This is a genomic window from Chlamydia sp. 16-02 (assembly GCF_042235055.1).
Taxonomy (GTDB): Bacteria; Chlamydiota; Chlamydiia; order Chlamydiales; family Chlamydiaceae; genus Chlamydia.
The window spans coordinates 1,059,967-1,076,860 of sequence record NZ_CP114172.1 but is presented as its reverse complement, the minus strand read 5'-3'; the positions used below and the strand labels follow the sequence as shown (position 1 = coordinate 1,076,860).

Here is a 16,894-nt window from a genome sequence, read left to right as displayed (position 1 = left end):
GCTAACAAGCGCATTCAGATTCGCTTACAAAGTCAAAAACAAGATCCTCTTGTTCTTTTTCCAAGTATTGCTTAATCCGCTTATGCGTATCAAACCCAGTACCACCAGGAATCATATGTCCCATAATGACATTTTCTTTGAATCCTAAGAGATAGTCAGTTTTACTACTACAAGCTGCATCAGTTAATACCCGAGTCGTATCCTGGAAGGATGCTGCAGAAATAAAGGATTCTGTACCCAATGAAGCTTTAGTAATTCCTAACAATACAGGAACAGCTTGAGCTGGTTTACCACCATCCTCTTCCGTACGTCTATTCTCTTCGTAAAACTCTTTCTTATTAACTTCTTCACCAAAGAGTAAAGTTGTATCACCCGGATCAGTAATGCGAACTTTCTGTAACATCTGACGAACAATAATTTCAATATGCTTATCATTAATGTCCACACCCTGTAGACGATAAACTTCTTGAACTTCGTTCACCAAATATTTCTGTAATTCACGAACACCACAGATTTCTAAGATTTCATGAGGAACAACTAAACCATCTGTGAGCTGTTGCCCTTTCATCACGTTATCTCCACGCTGAACAATCAAGTGTTTGGTCAACGGAATGAGATGTTCTTCTTCCATTCCTGTGATTTCATCACGAACAACAAGAATTCGTTTATTTTTCTGAATTCCTTTAAAGTCTACAACACCATCAATCTTAGCAATGTCTGCAGCATCTTCGGGTTTTCTGGCTTCAACCAATTCAGCAACACGTGGTAAACCACCTGTAATATCCTTAGTCTTAATTGCTCCACGAGGCAATCTCGCTAACAACATGCCTGGATCAACTTTTTGATTTTCTTCCACAGAAATAATAGCTCCAGAAGGAATCGCGTATGTTCCAACTAATTCTGTTAAACCAGCATCAGAGTAAATAGCAATTTGAGGGTGTAATTCTCCCCGATGTTGTTTAACAATAAGCTCGACTAAACCTGTATTTTTATTGACGACTTTTTCTGTAGAAATACCTTCCACTAAATCTTCATATTTTACAAAACCAGGTTTATCGCAGATAATTGGAATATTGTGCAGTTCAACTTCAGCGATTCTTTGACCTGAAGATACCTTTTCACCATCACCAACCAAAATCTTCACACCAAGCTCTACCGGATAAGTCTCTAAACTTTCTATAGATTTGGTACTTAAAAGTTTCTTGTATTCTTCTAAACTACGTCCTTCATCACGAACAACGTGAATGGCGCCCTTTTTGTTCAATACAAGGTGATTTCCATCTTGGCCTACAACAACACGAAGATCCATATACACCAAGATCCCATCATGATCCGTAACGATTTCTGGCGTGGAGGATGTCGCAGCAATACCTCCAAGGTGGAACGTTCTCATTGTTAACTGTGTTCCAGGTTCTCCGATAGATTGGGCAGCAATAATGCCTACAGCTTCCCCTAAACCAATCAGGCGACCGTTGGCGAGATTTAACCCATAACACTTAGCGCAAACACCGCGACGACTTTCACAAGTAAGCGTAGAGCGAATTTTAATACTTTCAATTCCAGCATCATCAATAAGCTCTGCCTGGGCAGATGTGACAACATCTCCGTTCTTAGCAAGAAGCTTGCTCTTATCCCCCGGTTGATAGATATCTTCAGATACTGTGCGACCATAAATACGATCTTTCAAAGGTAAAAGCTCTTCAGAACCTTGGCGAATCGCAGAAATCTCAATATGGTTCAATGTTCCGCAATCTTTCTCTGTAATAATTACATCTTGAGCTACATCAACAAGTCTTCGAGTTAAATATCCAGAATCCGCTGTTTTCAAGGCGGTATCCGCTAAACCTTTTCTAGCACCGTGAGAAGAAATTGAGTATTCAAGAACTGTCAACCCTTCACGGAAATTCGAAGTAATTGGAGATTCAATAATTGCTCCATTTGGCTTCGCCATCAAACCACGCAAAGCGCCTAACTGTTTTAACTGGGACTTATTACCTCGAGCTCCAGAGTCAATCATCAAGAATAAAGGATTATGCTTACTCTTTGCTTGTTTGCTGATCTCAACATAAAGAGCATCTGACAACAACTCAGAAACTTCCGTCCAAATACTAATAGTTTTGGAATGGCGCTCCCCATCCGTGATAATACCATCATCATATTGTTTCTTAACAACTGTAACTTTGTCGTAAGCTTCTTTAAGAATCTCACTCTTAATTTCAGGAATTCTAACATCCTTCAATCCCATAGAAATCGCAGCTTTCGTCGCTTGGATAAATCCTAAATCTTTAAGATCATCTAGAAAACGAACAGTAGCTTCAAGACCGACTTTCTTATAACATTGTAAAATTAATTCACTGATACGCTTACTTGGCATACTGTAATTTTGAAATCCTAATTCTTTAGGAACAATTCTATTAAACAGAACTCTTCCAGGAGTGGTTTCAATAATCTGACCATCAATACGTACTTTGATCTTTTCATGAATATGGATGCCGCGTCCAGTTTCATCACAACGATTATCTATACGTTCATCGAGAAATCCACCTGTATACAACGCTCGTAATACTTCAGTAACATCTCTAAAGATCTTAATTTTTCCGCCGTGATCTTCTGGGAAATATGTAGGATCCGCCATTAGATAGTAAATACCCAATGTCATGTCTTTAGAAGGCGTTGCAACAGGTTTCCCTGAAGACGGTAAGAAGATATTATCAGGAGCCATCATCAAAACCTTAGCTTCTAGCTGTGCTTCGATAGATAATGGCACGTGAACAGCCATTTGGTCTCCGTCAAAGTCAGCGTTGAAAGCTGCACATACTAACGGGTGGACACGAATCGCTTTACCTTCAATCAATACGGGTTCAAAAGCCTGGATTCCCAAACGGTGAAGCGTAGGCGCTCGGTTAAGTAATACAGGATGACCTTTAATAATTTCCTCTAAAACATCCCAAACTTCAGGAGCTCCGCGTTGAATCATTTTCTTAGCAGAACGAATAGTATAGACACTACCTTGATCTTTGAGTCTTTTAATGATAAATGGCTCGAATAATTCAAGAGCCATTTCTTTAGGCAAACCACATTGATTAAATTTCAATTCGGGGCCAACGATAATAACAGAACGCCCGGAGTAGTCGACTCTCTTACCTAATAGATTTTGTCGGAAGCGTCCATTTTTCCCTTTCAACATTTCAGAAAGAGATTTTAAAGGACGATTTCCTGCTCCCATTACAGGATGTCCGTGACGACCATTATCAAATAAGGCGTCCACAGCTTCCTGTAGCATACGTTTTTCATTACGAACGATCACTTCCGGAGTTTTTAATCTTAGGATAGCCTTCAAACGATTGTTACGATTGATGACACGACGATATAAATCGTTTAAATCAGAAGTAGCAAATCTTCCGCCGTCTAATGGAACTAATGGACGAAGATCAGGTGGAACAACAGGAACGCTTTTTAAAACCATCCATTCAGGATGATTAGAAGAGGAAACAAAACCTTCTATAATCTTTAACCGTTTAGCAAGCTTCATTCTAGCTTGCTGAGATTTTGTTTTTCGTAAACGATCCTTCAGCTCTTTTAATAAACTTTGAAGATCTTCTGATTTTAATAAATCATAGATAGCTTCTCCGCCCATTTTAGCTACAAAAGCATCTTTACCCCACTTCTCAATGACTTCTCGGTATTGAGCGTCATTTAAAAGCTGTTTCTTATTCAAATCTGTCTTACCTGGATCTATAACTACGTATTCTTCATAATAGATAATCCTTTCAAGATCAGATGCAGTCATCCCTAAGACATTACCTATTCTTGAAGGTGTAGTCTTGAAAAACCATATATGCACAATAGGCACTGCTAGCTCTATATGCGCCATACGTTCACGACGCACTTTAGAAAGAGTTACCTCTACCCCACAGCGATCGCAAACAATCCCTTTGTGTTTTATCTTCTTGTATTTACCACAACAACATTCCCAATCCTTTGTAGGACCGAAAATCTTTTCGCAAAATAGTCCACCCTTTTCAGGTTTAAACGTACGGTAATTGATTGTTTCAGGCTTCTTAATTTCCCCACAAGACCACTTATCGCGAATAGTAATATCTGAGGCAATTCCAATTTCTAATTTATCAAATAGCCCCTCTTTAGATAGAGTGACATTGTCTCGAGAACCTTCTACGAACATTATTGTTTTTCTCCAATAAGTGATTTATTAAGCATCTACTATCATAGGACGGACATCGAGTCCTAAACCTTGCATTTCTTTAATTAAAACGTTAAACGACTCAGGCGTACCTGATTTAAGAAGATTTTCTCCTTTAACAATAGATTCGTAAATCCTTGTTCGTCCAGAAACGTCATCAGATTTTACTGTGAGAATCTCTTGGAGCATATGAGCTACCCCATAAGCTTCTAAAGCCCACACTTCCATCTCTCCAAATCTTTGTCCCCCCATCTGAGCTTTACCTCCAAGAGGCTGCTGAGTTACTAGAGAGTAAGGCCCAATAGATCTAGCGTGAATTTTATCTGCAATCAAGTGGCTGAGTTTCAACATATAAATGTAGCCAATAACTACAGTATTATCGAATCTCTCTCCTGTCTTTCCATCGTATAGGTAAGACTTACCGTCTGCAGGCAATCCTTGCTCGATCATCATGTCCCAAATACGAGATTCTGGGAAACCTTCAAACACTGGAGTTTTTACATGAATACCAGCAGTTTTTGCAGCATAACCAAGATGTGTTTCCAATACTTGGCCTAAGTTCATCCTCGAAGGCACCCCAAGAGGATTTAAGATCATCTGTACAGTTTCTCCATTAGCCAAATATGGCATATCAGCTTCAGGAACAATCTTAGAAACAACTCCCTTGTTTCCATGACGTCCAGCCATTTTATCTCCAACCTGAAGCTTTCTTTTCGAAGCTACATAAACTTTAACCTGACGAATGACACCATGATCAAGATCAGCATCTCCTTCACGGATATGCTCAACTTCTGTTTTATAATTGACTTCCAAACGTTGTAAAGAAGTCTCATAATCAGAAAGTAGACCTTTTAAGACATCGTACATTTCACAAGGAGGCATAAGAAGATCGACTAAAGTCTCTTGTTCAAGAAGCTCTATAGTCTCCTGATCAAATATTGTACCTTCTTGAACCAAAATATCCGCTGTACGACGATGAATAATCGAAGCTGGAGCTTTCTCATTAAGTAATAACGCTCCGAGTTTCTCACGATATTCAATCTTCAATACTGAAATTTGATTTTTATAACCCTTCTGTAAGTCTTTTAAATGAACCGCTTCTTCTACAAGTTCATCATCACTCTTAGAAAGCCTGTCTTTTCTACTAAAGACCTTAACATCCATGACGACCCCTTCTGTCCCTGGAGGCACTGTCAAAGAAGCGTCTTTAACATCAGCGGCTTTCTCTCCGAAAATAGCTCTTAGTAGACGTTCTTCAGGAGCAAGTTCTGTTTCTGATTTTGGAGTGATTTTACCAACAAGAATATCACCTGGTTTTACTTCAGCACCAATCCGAATAATTCCGTCTTCACCTAAGTTTGCTAAAACTTCTTCAGAAACATTAGGAATATCACGAGTGATCTCTTCTTTTCCTAATTTTGTATCTCTAGCTGTCAGTTCGAATTCTTCAATATAAATCGAAGTATAGGCATCTTGCTTAATGAGTTTTTCAGAAATAATAATCGCATCTTCAAAGTTGTAACCATACCATGGCATGAAGGCAACCAAGATGTTCTTTCCTAAAGCAAGTTCCCCTTGATCTGTAGCAGGACCATCAGCAATAACATCACCCTTAACCACTACATCTCCAACACTACATAAAGGTCGTTGGTTGATGCACGTACCTGAATTTGATCTTAAGAACTTTTTAAGATCATAAGTACGCTTCAATGTAGGGTTATGCTTAGCCGCAACAACTATCTTATAACCGTCAACATAGTCAACAATTCCGTCTTCTTCAGCAACAACAATAGCCCCAGAATCTTTAGCGGCACGAGATTCTAATCCCGTTCCAACAATAGGAGCTTCTGTTTTTAACAAAGGTACAGCTTGACGTTGCATATTCGATCCCATGAGAGCACGGTTAGCGTCATCATGTTCTAGAAATGGAATCAAACCTGTAACAATAGATACCAATTGTTTCGGAGAAACATCCATATGTGTAACAGTACTCGTATCAGCTTCAAAAGCCTCTCCACGACACCTTGCCCAACATACAGGGTCCACAAACATATTATATTCATCTAAAGTTGCTGAAGCCTGAGCAATCACACATTCTTCTTCAACATCAGCAGTCATGTATTCGATTTCATCGGTGACAATACCATCTCTAACAATGCGGTAGGGAGTCTCAATAAATCCAAATTCATTAATTTTTGCGAAAGAAGATAGAGAAGTAATTAAACCAATATTCGGTCCTTCCGGAGTTTCAATTGGACAAATACGTCCGTAATGGCTCGCATGTACGTCACGAACTTCAAATCCGGCTCTTTCCCTATTTAAACCTCCAGGACCCAAAGCTGATAAACGACGCTTATGCGTTAATTCCGCTACGGGATTAGTTTGATCCATAAATTGAGAAAGTTGAGAACGACCAAAAAAGTCTTTCAAAACACTTGCAAGACCTTTTGCTGAGATGATCTTTCCAGGAATTAATGTATCGGAAGAAAAATCAAACAGATTCATTCTCTCGCGAACAATTTTTTCCATTCTAGCCAAGCCTGAACGACATTGGTTTTGAATTAATTCCCCTACAGAACGTACACGACGATTCGCCAAATGGTCAATATCATCAATAGAAGCTTTTTCATCACCCATTTTTAAACGGATAAGATACTTTAAAGCACCAATAACATCTTCTTTTCTCAGAGTAACTTGTGATAGAGACTCATCATCCATTGGGAATCCGAGTTTTCTATTCAACTTATAACGACCTACTCTTCCTAAGTTATAGCGCTTAGAATCAAAGAATAGACGCATAATTGTAGATCTAGCATTCGCTAATGTTGCAGGTTCACCTGGACGCAATCTCCGATAGAAATCTTTTAAAGCAGCTTCATAAGAGTCTGTTGGATCTTTTGCCAACATTTTGATGATAGGGTGATTCTCATCTGCCTCTACAGCTATTTTTAAAGTTGAAATATCCGCATCCAGCATGCGTTTTAACATTGCTGTACTAAGTTTTTCACCAGCTTTTCCATAAACCAGGGAAGAAGCCTCATCAAGAACATTGTCGGCTAAAATCTTACCAACTAAAAGAGTAAAATCTTTTTCACTCTTTAAGGAGCGTTCTTCTATTTGGAAAAATTCTTCAATAATATCAGCATCAGATGAATACCCTAAAGCACGAATAAACGTCATAGCTAAAATCTTGCGACGACGTTTTTTTCTATCAATATGGATATAAATTAAATCATTGATATCAAAAATAGCTTCTAACCAACTACCTCGATAAGGAATAATTCTAAAAGAAAATAAAATATTTCCTTTGGAATGCTTTTCCTGTTCAAAGTTAATTCCTGGAGATCTGTGTACTTGAGAAACAACAACTCTTTCAGCACCGTTAATAATAAAGGTACCTTTATCCGTCATAATGGGTATAGTTCCCATATAGACTTCTTCTTCTTTGATTCCTGTTTCATCAGTCAAACGGAAACGAACTTTTAAAGTTACGCTATAGGTGATTCCTCTACGAATACACTCATCAGGGGAGTATTTCGGCACACCCAAGTTATAAGACAGATACTCTAAGATAGTAGCTTCGTTATAAGATTTAATTGGAAAAATCTCTCTGAAAACTTCTTCCAGGCCGACATTATCGCGCTCTTCCGCAAGCTTCCCAATCTGAAGAAATTGCTTGTATGACTTAATTTGAATTTCAATAAGATTTGGAAGATCTAAGATATCTTCCTTTTTTTTGACGCTAACCCGCTCCGGGCATTTGAACATGCGAGCTCTCCTAAGACTATTGTGATGCCAAAAGACTTCCCTTAAACAAGCCTACGTATGCCTGTTAAGGGAGTATTACGATTGTATACATGATAAAAAAAGAAAAGAAAAATCTTATAGATTTTTCTTTTCTATAAATTACAAGCCTTTAAAAGAAGCTTTTGCTCCTGCATCTTGTAATTTTTTAACAGTATCCTCAGCATCAGACTTAGAAGTTTTTTCTTTAACAGTTTTAGGTAAGCCTTCTGTCATTTCTTTAGCTTCTTTTAAAGCTAATCCAGTAACTTCTCGGACAACTTTTAAAACGCCGATTTTTTTATCTGCAGGAACATCTTCTAAGGTCACAGCAAATTCTGTTGACTCAGCAGGAGCGGCATCACCACCTCCAACAGCAGCGCCAGCAGCAACAGCCATCATAGGAGCAGCAGCAGTGACATCCCATTTTTCTTCTAACAATTTTTTTAAAGCAGCTAGTTCTAATACTGTTAAGTTGCTTAATGTCTCTACTAAAGTTTCCAAACTTTGTGTCGTCACTTTTGTCACCCTTACTTAATTTGAGAGTTTTAACATTCTTCTTAGTTTTTTTGTGTTTTCTGGTCGATACAGGAGATAACACCAGAAAGAGCTGAGCCCATAATTCCAACAACCTGAGACATAGGAGCAGCTAACAATCCTACAATTTGTTGTCTCAATTCTTTTACTGAAGGTAATTTGGCAACAGCCTCTACTTCCTTACCCGACAAGTTAGCGCTATCAATTCGCCCGGCGAGAAAAACTAGTGAATCATTATGTTGTTTATTAAAATCTAATACTTGTTTTGCTGCAGAAACAGCATCATCATAAGCAAATACTACGCCTAGATGTCCTCCGGTATCCGAAGAATCTATGTCAAAACCAGCACTTTCCATGGCTTTGAAAAAAATTCTTTTTTTCAATATTTCAAATTCTGCAGAAACTCCTGAGAGTGAATTGCGAAACTCTCTAGAATATGCCGCTGTAAATCCAAGATATCTTAATAAAATAAAACCTTGGGATGCGGAGATTTTCTCTTCCACCTCTTGAAGGAGTAATTTCTTTTCTTCTTTCATTTTCCCTCTTGAATTAAGACGCCATTAACTCTCTAGTATCTATAGAAATACCCGGCCCCATAGTTGAAGAAACGGTGAATGATACTAGATACTGCCCCTTAGCTGCCGGCGGCTTAACTTTGATTAAAGCAGAGCATAAAGCTTCGATATTTTCTTTAAGAAGGTTTCCATCGAATGATAGCTTACCTACACCAGCATTACATACTCCGGCGCGATCTGCTTTAAATTCAATTTTTCCTTTGCGTAACTCAACTATAGCTTTAGTTACATCCATAGTTACTGTACCAGCCTTAGGTGTAGGCATAAGATTTCTAGGTCCTAAAACCTTACCTAATTTCCCAACTTCACGCATCATATCTGGAGTGGCAACAGCAACATCAAAATCGACCCAACCACCTTTGATTCTTTCAACAAGATCATCACTACCCACGAAATCTGCTCCGGCGTCTAACGCCTCTTTAGCCTTTTCTCCAGCAGCAAATACAAGAATTTTTAAAGTCTTTCCTGTGCCATTAGGCAAGGAAACAGATCCACGAATTTGTTGATCACTTTTCTTTGGATCTATACCCAATTTGATAGATACGTCAACAGTTTGATCAAAGCGCACTGTGGGGCATTGTTTTAAAATGTCTATAGCTTCTTGCAAAGAATATGACTTTGAAAAATCATAGCTTTTTAAGATGCCTCGTATACGTTTTCCATGTTTTGTCATAATTATGCAGCCCTATTACAATTTACTCGACGTCTATACCCATACTTCGGGCTGTTCCTTCCACCATGCGTTTTGCTGAATCAAGAAGAACGACGTCCATATCTTTCATTTTTTGTTCGGCAATAGCTGTCACCTGTGCCTGAGTCAATTTTCCAACTTTATTTCTGTTAGGAATTTTAGATCCAGACTCTAGATTCAATGCCTTTTTAATCAAAGAAGACACGGGAGGTTGTTTGGTTATGAATTTAAAAGTTTTATCTGAATAAACAGTAATTACTACTGGCAATAGATCTCCAGGACGATCTTGTGTTGCAGCATTAAACTCTTTGCAAAATCCCATAATATTTACGCCAGCAGCACCTAAAGCAGGTCCTATTGGAGGAGCTGGATTGGCTTTACCACCAGGAATTTGCAGTTTAATTAACTTAATTACCTTTTTATTCGACATACTAAACCTTACTCTATCTTGACGCCCCTCTATGAATAAAGAGGAAGAAACGAAAAACTAAAATTATAAGAAGATAGAGAATAAGAATACACAGATTTTCTTACTCTTACTCACTTTCTTGTTCTAGAGCAACCTCTTCCACTTGCCAAAACTCTAAATCATCAACACGAGTTTCTCTTCCAAAGATGGATACCATGACGCTGAGGCGTCCCTTATCATGGAAAACTTCAGAAACGACACCAATGAAGTTTACAAAAACACCGTCATTAATTTTGACTCTGGAGCCAACATCAAATTTATGTTTTTGTACAACACCGGCTTTCTTCTCTTCGATATCCTTTAAAATGTTTCTTACTTCATCTTCAGATAAAGCTAGAGGAACTCCTCCACCTAAAAATTCAACAACGCCGGGATTATTTTTTACATATAACCAAGACTCATCCGTTAGATGCATTTTAATTAACAAGTACCCCGGCCAGATGAACTTCTCAACTACCTTATGTTCACCTTTTTTTACTTCCATAACGTTTTCTATAGGCAAGACAATTTCTTGTATAAAATCCGTCATTCCAGATGATTCTTTAAAATCTTCTAAAGCTTTTTTAACTTTTTTTTCTTGAGCCGTAAAAACTTGAACGACATACCACTTAAACATGCAACTAACCAAACAAAAAGCCTGTTATACTACTTAGCAACGTAAGTAGCTTACGAAACACTAGATCCACACAATATATAGAAAAGCCTAAGCCAAAAATACTTGCTATCACGATTTTAACGTATCTTTTCAGATCACGCTTACTGACCCATTCAATTTTTTTAATTTCGTCTAGAAAGCCAGCTCCTGCTTGCTTTTTAGCTTTAGAGATTTTTTTAGAGAGTGTCTCTTGGTGATTGCGTTGTTTCATAAGCGAATTTCTAGATCAAAAATTAAGTCTATACGGGTGCGAAGGGAGTCGAACCCCCGACCGGCGGCTTTGGAGGCCACTGCTCTACCAGCTAAGCTACACACCCAAAAAAGCATGATTGAGACCAGCAATCTCAATCATGCTTATAAATTTACCTATAATTAGGCAATAATTTTTGAAATCGTTCCAGCGCCAATTGTACGACCACCTTCACGAATAGCAAATCTCATGCCTTCTTCTAGAGCTACTGGGCTAATTAATTGAACATCGAATTCAACGTTATCGCCCGGCATAACCATTTCTGTACCCTCTGGAAGAGTTACAACACCTGTTACGTCTGTTGTACGGAAGAAGAATTGTGGTCTGTATCCAGTGAAGAAAGGTTTATGGCGTCCGCCTTCTTCTTTTTGTAGGATGTAAACAGTACCTTTAAATTGTGTGTGAGATTTTACACTATTAGGCTGGCAAATAACCATACCACGTTCAACATCATTCTTACCGATACCTCTGAGGAGCAAACCAACGTTTTCCCCTGCTTGACCTTCTGGAAGTTCTTTTCTAAACATTTCCACGCCGGTAACAATAGTATCTCTAGTATCTCTTAAACCAACAATCTGAACTTTATCACCAACTTTAACAATTCCACGCTCGATACGTCCTGTTACTACAGTGCCACGACCAGAAATAGAGAATACGTCTTCGATTGGCATTAAGAAAGGCTTATCAATTTCACGCTCTGGTGTAGGGATATTGTCATCCACTGCCTGCATTAATTCACGAATCTTTTCAACGTAGCTCGCGTCGCCTTCTAAAGCTTTCAAAGCAGAACCACGGATAATTGGGCAACCTTTGTAACCTTTCTCTTCTAGAAGTTCAGCTAATTCCATTTCAACTAAGTCTACAAGCTCAGCATCTTCTTGAGAAATCATATCAATCTTGTTAAGGAAAACAACGATATAAGGAACACCCACCTGTCTTGCTAAAAGAATGTGCTCTTTTGTCTGAGGCATAGCACCGTCAGTAGCTGAAACAACGAGAATTGCTCCGTCCATCTGAGCCGCACCTGTAATCATGTTTTTAACATAGTCGGCGTGACCAGGACAGTCTACGTGAGCGTAGTGCCGGTTAGGGGTTTCGTATTCAACGTGAGATGCGTTGATAGTAATCCCTCTAGCTTTTTCTTCAGGAGTATTGTCAATAGAACTGTAATCGCAAAAATTAGCCAACCCCTCTGCTGACAGCGCACGTGTAATCGCAGCTGTTAGCGTAGTTTTACCGTGGTCAACGTGTCCAATGGTCCCTATATTGATATGGGGTTTATTACGTTGAAAAGTTTCTTTTGACATTTCAGAATCCTCATTAAATTAGTTTTACTCCAACCATTGCTTCTGCCCAGAATAGGAATTGAACCTACGACCGCTTGCTTACCATGCAAGTGCTCTACCACTGAGCTATCTGGGCCTATATTCACTGTTTCATAATGGCTCAGAGAATTGCCTAGTCTATGTCACTTATTTTAAAACATCAATAGAAAACAGTTAACGATGCCTGTATACAACTCTAGCTTTTGTTAGATCATAAGCTGACATTTCAACGGTAACGCGATCTCCAACAAGCAAACGGATATTACTCATACGCATTTTACCGCATAAATGAGCTGTGACCGGCATGCCATTCTCTAATAATATTTTGAAATGCATCCCGGGAAGGAGTTCTTGCACCCTACCCTCAAGCACGATAGTGTCTTCTTTTTTTGCCATGTATTAATTATCCTTAAACAAAATCCTCTCGGCCACAGACATCTTAATATTAAAGATTGGCCAGACGGGCAGATTTGGTCTTTTTAAAGAATAGAGCTTAATCCCATTCCGCTCCATCCATAAATGCAGCAGAATTATATTCAGTGTGAAGAAAAAGTCAAACGCCTTTCACGGATATTCGAAATATTATAAAAAATTATTGAATGCTTAGGATCAAGTGAGAAAATTTATTACAATATTTACAACTAAAATCAATTTACTTTACTATGTAGCGACTTAATTATCTTTAATAAATATAGAATGACATCTTCTGTTGCTTTTAGAGCTCCTTCTCCTAGTAGCTTGGAGAGTGTGGTAAGCATGCAAAATCATAGTGAATCCGATAGTGAAACGGATATCCCTATAGAGAACCCTCAGCTACCTGACAGCAAGATTAATGGAATTGCTATATCCTCTTCTATCCCACCCCTATCTTCTTTAAAAATTTTACCGTACCGACCTTCTCCAAAAACATGTTTAGACCATGTGCGTTCTGTAGGAGAAAAAATTAGTTCCTTCTTAAGGGATAATTGGAAATATATTCTATTATATATTCTTGCCTGGGCTCTAATATTAGCTTGCCACCATACTATGGCGGTAACCTTAACCATATGGCTAGGCATTGGGCTAGGCATTGGGGTGATTTTCGGTATTTTTACCGCCAATGTTTTAGATAGAAAAAATAAGTATAAGAATACGAATAGTCTTTGGAATTTGATGAATTATGGGTTACAACAACTCGACCCAAATGGAACGCGTCAAATTCTTTTGGCTACAATTATTGCCTCTATTTCTGCTCTAATTTATGCCATTCCAGAGGCTGTTGGAATCACCATTGGTGCTTGCATAGGGAACCAAATTAGTATTCTCACCTGTTATGGATTGCGCTTAGGAGATGATGATAATTACGTGGCGGATCAAGAAGCTTTTGATAAAAAAGTAGCAAATATTCAAAAAGCAATTAATCAATATCAATTAATTAAAAATCAAATGATCATGCAAAAGCAGATTTCTGCAATTGCAGCACAACAGAATAATCCTCAAATGACCAGTGCGTTACATACTCTGCAATTAGAGATGAATGCGCCTTTACCTTATGTATTCGATGTGCCTACAACACAATATCAGGATCGCTTACATTTCAGTGATCCTGATATTGTTATCGCCTCAGCAAATCAAAGAATTCTTGCCCTATCGCAAACTTTAACCTATCTAAGACAAGAGCCTAATCGTGTTGTTGAGGAATAGTTTTGGAACCCTCTGTATGCCCATTACACCATTCTGGATGTTTGAAAAAACAGCATCGTATTTCACAGATGCTATTTCCTGAAAAATTTCATAAAGATGTGTTATACAACTCTCTTTTAGATATCGGATCACAATCCAAAACTTTCGATAAAAGTAAAATCACAAGAGAAAACCTTGTATTAGGCTGTCAGAGCGATTTATATCTATACGAGATACATCAAGAAGGTCGGTTATTCTTTTTCACCTATACAGAAGCTTTAATCTCGTCAGGAATTGCTGCACTATTTGCTGAGGTATATTCTGGAGAAACACCTGTTACTATATTAACATGTAAACCGGTATTTTTTGACCAACTCAGCCAATATCTATCCATTGGAAGGATAAATGGTGGAGAATCTCTATATATGCGTATGAAGCAAATCTCCGTACGTTATCTAAAATCTTCAGAATAGATGATGGATATCACTTGCTTGTCAGAAGGTTATATGCTATTATCCGTTCTCTTAATCACGGGGCAGTAGCTCAGCGGTTAGAGCCACGGACTCATAACCCGTTGGTCACAGGTTCGAATCCTGTCTGCCCCATGTTCTTTTTATTCCTATGCACAACTCTCTTTTTTACATTAGTTTCCATACCACTCTTTATTTTAACTCGTTCATAGTGTTTGACTTATAGAGAACATCTGATCTAAAATCTCCTGGGTTTTAAAAACTTATTATTACTTTTATGAGACTAACAGCCAACGTGATAACCACAGGTAACTCACTCAATAATCACAGGGAATCGCACTGGTAAATTAGTTTCAAAAACATTTTCTAAAATCATATATTATTATTTAGGAGATCTTATGGAGCCACCTACCAACCTCCCTCCTCCGCCTCCCTCACTTCCTTCGTGGTTGTTAGAACAAGCCGGAGATGCAGGTATAAAACATACTGAAGAAATATCCAGAACCCCCCCCCCCCCCAACAAGAATTTCTAAAATTCTATCTTCTAAAATTACCTGCATTGCAGCTGTAATCTTTGCTTTATTAGGCGTAATAGCATGCATCATAGGAGCCGTACTCTTTCCTATGCACCCTAACTTTATTGTTATCGGTGGTGCAATACTTTCATTAATTTCTATTGCATTGGTATCTGCTTTACTTGCCCACGGGAAAAAAGAAGAGAGAGCCCTTCGTATAGAATTAGAAGCATCGGACGCTAAAATAGATCAACTACTAGATCAGTATAATCAGCTTGTTGATGAATATAACGATGATAGTGATGACGATGATGACGAGGCTATTGAAAGACTCACAGCAGATTATAATGCATTAGCTCAACAGTATAACGATCTCCTTCAGCAATATAATGAATTACAAGATGAAAAAGGTTGGAGTGAAGATGAATTAGCAGATGCTAATGCCCAACGAGCTATTCAGTTAGAACAACAAAATGCTGATCTACAATCCCAAAACAACGATTTACAAGAGAAAAATACCGAACTACAAAATAGCTACGGGGCACTATTTTTAGAAAAAAGTGAGGCGGATGTACGGATTCAAGAACTTTCTGAAAATTGCGAACAGTTACAATCTGAAATATCTGATTTAAAAAATTTAATAACAGAGAAAGAAGCCGAAATCGCCGTGGAGAAATCTCAAAGTGAGACCCTGCTCTCCAAATCACAGAATTTAGAAGAAGAAATCACTCGTCTTCAAATGCTGATAGGAGAAAATAAAAGCTCTTCACAAAAATTACAATCACAACTCGAACAACAATTAACAGCTCAAAAAGAATTAGTTGAAAAAACTGAAAAGGCTCTAAAAGCATCAAAAGAAGAAAAACAAAAACTTGAAGATCTATTAAAAGAGGCTGTAGGCACATCTACGGGCATCACACAACAACATCGAATCCTAGTAGAATCCTCAAAAAATAAAGTTGAAAGCTTAGAAAAACAAGTAGAGCAGCAACAGTTAAAAGTAGAGACTCTTCAACAACAGTTAGAACAAGAGAAAATAAAAGTAAAAGAGCTAGAAACACAGCTAGAAAGCCTTAAAGTCAAAACAGAACAGGAAATTAAAGAACTTAAAGAAAAAATCTCCAAATTAGAAAGTGATAAGAGAAATCTTCTTACTGCATTAGAGACATCTCAAAGCAACGTGAACCGTTTACAAGAAGAAATCACCAAACTAAGAGAAACCTTTAATACAACATCGAAAGCATTACAGAATGAAAATGCTAAACTCAAAAAAGAAGTTAGTGATCTACAAACACGACTATCCGTCTATACATCAAATCAAAATCTAATTTGTGAGAAAACTGTTAGAACTGTCAAAGTACAACATACGGTAACTGCTAAAAATAACGTCCAGAAAGTTGTAAGAACAACTTCACATCCTGTAACTGATTGGGAACAGAAAACAGTAGTTATCAACATGCAAGCTTTTGATAAAAAATCTCTAAAAGCTTCCAAAAAATCTTCAATAACATCAAGCTCATCTGGACTCGGAAGCGCGCCAACAGGGCCTTCTGAAGGCAAAACATCGCCCACAAGTGAAAAGCCTCCTGTGCCACCAAAACCCAAAAAATCAAAATTTTTCAGATTTTTCCGCTCTAAACAATAAATATCCAAGGCCTCTCATACATTTGTGAGGCCGTTTTTATTATAAAAACGCGCTGAAGTATATCTCTAAGTCAATCTTACTGTTTGACTTAATAGAAATTCAACCCCTAGCATTTT

At 38.1% G+C, this 16,894-nt stretch carries 14 protein-coding genes and 3 tRNA genes; 4 read left to right on the top strand and 13 right to left on the bottom strand.

Annotated elements, in window-relative coordinates:
• Position 1: 1 nt before the first annotated feature.
• From rpoC to infA, 12 genes are all read right to left on the bottom strand, one after another.
• Positions 2 to 4,183 carry a DNA-directed RNA polymerase subunit beta' gene (gene rpoC / locus O1W70_RS04695; protein WP_332381551.1) on the bottom strand — a complete coding sequence of 1,394 codons (4,182 nt, stop codon included), beginning with the start codon at positions 4,181 to 4,183 and terminating at the stop codon, positions 2 to 4.
• Positions 4,184 to 4,210: 27 nt separating this feature from the next.
• Complete coding sequence (gene rpoB, locus O1W70_RS04690) at positions 4,211 to 7,969, bottom strand: DNA-directed RNA polymerase subunit beta (protein WP_375797218.1); 3,759 nt, start codon at positions 7,967 to 7,969, stop codon at positions 4,211 to 4,213.
• A gap of 138 nt (positions 7,970 to 8,107) precedes the next feature.
• On the bottom strand, positions 8,108 to 8,503 hold the full coding sequence (rplL, locus tag O1W70_RS04685) for a 50S ribosomal protein L7/L12 (protein WP_332381553.1): 396 nt from the start codon (positions 8,501 to 8,503) through the stop codon (positions 8,108 to 8,110).
• A 41-nt stretch (positions 8,504 to 8,544) separates the two neighbouring features.
• Positions 8,545 to 9,057, bottom strand: a complete 513-nt coding sequence (gene rplJ / locus O1W70_RS04680) for a 50S ribosomal protein L10 (RefSeq protein WP_332381554.1) — start codon at positions 9,055 to 9,057, stop codon at positions 8,545 to 8,547.
• A 13-nt stretch (positions 9,058 to 9,070) separates the two neighbouring features.
• Positions 9,071 to 9,769 (bottom strand): 50S ribosomal protein L1, encoded by a 699-nt coding sequence (rplA, locus tag O1W70_RS04675; RefSeq protein WP_375797217.1) that lies wholly within the window; start codon positions 9,767 to 9,769, stop codon positions 9,071 to 9,073.
• Between the two features lie 22 nt (positions 9,770 to 9,791).
• Positions 9,792 to 10,217 (bottom strand): 50S ribosomal protein L11, encoded by a 426-nt coding sequence (rplK, locus tag O1W70_RS04670; RefSeq protein ID WP_332381557.1) that lies wholly within the window; start codon positions 10,215 to 10,217, stop codon positions 9,792 to 9,794.
• 106 nt (positions 10,218 to 10,323) lie between these two features.
• Positions 10,324 to 10,872 (bottom strand): transcription termination/antitermination protein NusG, encoded by a 549-nt coding sequence (gene nusG, locus O1W70_RS04665; RefSeq protein WP_014943925.1) that lies wholly within the window; start codon positions 10,870 to 10,872, stop codon positions 10,324 to 10,326.
• Between the two features lie 4 nt (positions 10,873 to 10,876).
• Positions 10,877 to 11,122 carry a preprotein translocase subunit SecE gene (gene secE / locus O1W70_RS04660; protein WP_117274460.1) on the bottom strand — a complete coding sequence of 82 codons (246 nt, stop codon included), beginning with the start codon at positions 11,120 to 11,122 and terminating at the stop codon, positions 10,877 to 10,879.
• A 33-nt stretch (positions 11,123 to 11,155) separates the two neighbouring features.
• Positions 11,156 to 11,228 (bottom strand) — tRNA-Trp (locus O1W70_RS04655).
• A gap of 55 nt (positions 11,229 to 11,283) precedes the next feature.
• Positions 11,284 to 12,468: an elongation factor Tu gene (tuf, locus tag O1W70_RS04650; protein WP_332381560.1), complete on the bottom strand. Its 1,185-nt coding sequence runs from the start codon at positions 12,466 to 12,468 to the stop codon at positions 11,284 to 11,286.
• Positions 12,469 to 12,511: 43 nt separating this feature from the next.
• A tRNA-Thr gene (locus tag O1W70_RS04645) sits at positions 12,512 to 12,583 on the bottom strand.
• 77 nt (positions 12,584 to 12,660) lie between these two features.
• The gene (gene infA, locus O1W70_RS04640) at positions 12,661 to 12,882 is read right to left on the bottom strand and encodes a translation initiation factor IF-1 (RefSeq protein ID WP_006343365.1); all 222 of its coding nucleotides are present in this window, start codon (positions 12,880 to 12,882) and stop codon (positions 12,661 to 12,663) included.
• 300 nt (positions 12,883 to 13,182) lie between these two features.
• Here infA and O1W70_RS04635 point away from each other — a divergent pair, with 300 nt between their 5' ends.
• From O1W70_RS04635 to O1W70_RS04625, 3 genes are all read left to right on the top strand, one after another.
• The gene (locus tag O1W70_RS04635; RefSeq protein ID WP_332381562.1) at positions 13,183 to 14,169 is read left to right on the top strand and encodes a hypothetical protein; all 987 of its coding nucleotides are present in this window, start codon (positions 13,183 to 13,185) and stop codon (positions 14,167 to 14,169) included.
• Positions 14,170 to 14,171: 2 nt separating this feature from the next.
• A complete protein-coding gene (locus O1W70_RS04630) occupies positions 14,172 to 14,621 on the top strand; it encodes a SufE family protein (RefSeq protein ID WP_332381563.1) in 450 nt (149 codons plus the stop codon).
• Positions 14,622 to 14,680: 59 nt separating this feature from the next.
• A tRNA-Ile gene (locus tag O1W70_RS04625) sits at positions 14,681 to 14,753 on the top strand.
• A 317-nt stretch (positions 14,754 to 15,070) separates the two neighbouring features.
• On the opposite strand, the gene O1W70_RS04620 is transcribed toward O1W70_RS04625, so the two are convergent.
• Positions 15,071 to 15,223, bottom strand: a complete 153-nt coding sequence (locus O1W70_RS04620; RefSeq protein ID WP_375797216.1) for a hypothetical protein — start codon at positions 15,221 to 15,223, stop codon at positions 15,071 to 15,073.
• Positions 15,224 to 15,242: 19 nt separating this feature from the next.
• Between O1W70_RS04620 and O1W70_RS04615 the strand changes: the two genes are divergently transcribed.
• Entirely contained in the window at positions 15,243 to 16,778 is a 1,536-nt protein-coding gene (locus O1W70_RS04615) for a hypothetical protein (RefSeq protein ID WP_332381566.1), read from the top strand.
• Positions 16,779 to 16,894 lie beyond the last annotated feature (116 nt).

Excerpts from the sequence above, each read along its gene's own strand:
- rpoC (WP_332381551.1), bottom strand. The coding sequence starts at position 4,183 with ATGTTCGTAGAAGGTTCTCGAGACAATGTCACTCTATCTAAAGAGGGG.
- rpoB (WP_375797218.1), bottom strand. The coding sequence starts at position 7,969 with ATGTTCAAATGCCCGGAGCGGGTTAGCGTCAAAAAAAAGGAAGATATC.
- rplJ (WP_332381554.1), bottom strand. The coding sequence starts at position 9,057 with ATGAAAGAAGAAAAGAAATTACTCCTTCAAGAGGTGGAAGAGAAAATC.
- rplA (WP_375797217.1), bottom strand. The coding sequence starts at position 9,769 with ATGACAAAACATGGAAAACGTATACGAGGCATCTTAAAAAGCTATGAT.
- rplK (WP_332381557.1), bottom strand. The coding sequence starts at position 10,217 with ATGTCGAATAAAAAGGTAATTAAGTTAATTAAACTGCAAATTCCTGGT.
- nusG (WP_014943925.1), bottom strand. The coding sequence starts at position 10,872 with ATGTTTAAGTGGTATGTCGTTCAAGTTTTTACGGCTCAAGAAAAAAAA.
- secE (WP_117274460.1), bottom strand. The coding sequence starts at position 11,122 with ATGAAACAACGCAATCACCAAGAGACACTCTCTAAAAAAATCTCTAAA.
- tuf (WP_332381560.1), bottom strand. The coding sequence starts at position 12,468 with ATGTCAAAAGAAACTTTTCAACGTAATAAACCCCATATCAATATAGGG.
- infA (WP_006343365.1), bottom strand. The coding sequence starts at position 12,882 with ATGGCAAAAAAAGAAGACACTATCGTGCTTGAGGGTAGGGTGCAAGAA.
- O1W70_RS04635 (WP_332381562.1), top strand. The coding sequence starts at position 13,183 with ATGACATCTTCTGTTGCTTTTAGAGCTCCTTCTCCTAGTAGCTTGGAG.
- O1W70_RS04620 (WP_375797216.1), bottom strand. The coding sequence starts at position 15,223 with ATGATGCATGCTATTACGCCTAATAAAGCAAAGATTACAGCTGCAATG.
- O1W70_RS04615 (WP_332381566.1), top strand. The coding sequence starts at position 15,243 with ATGCACCCTAACTTTATTGTTATCGGTGGTGCAATACTTTCATTAATT.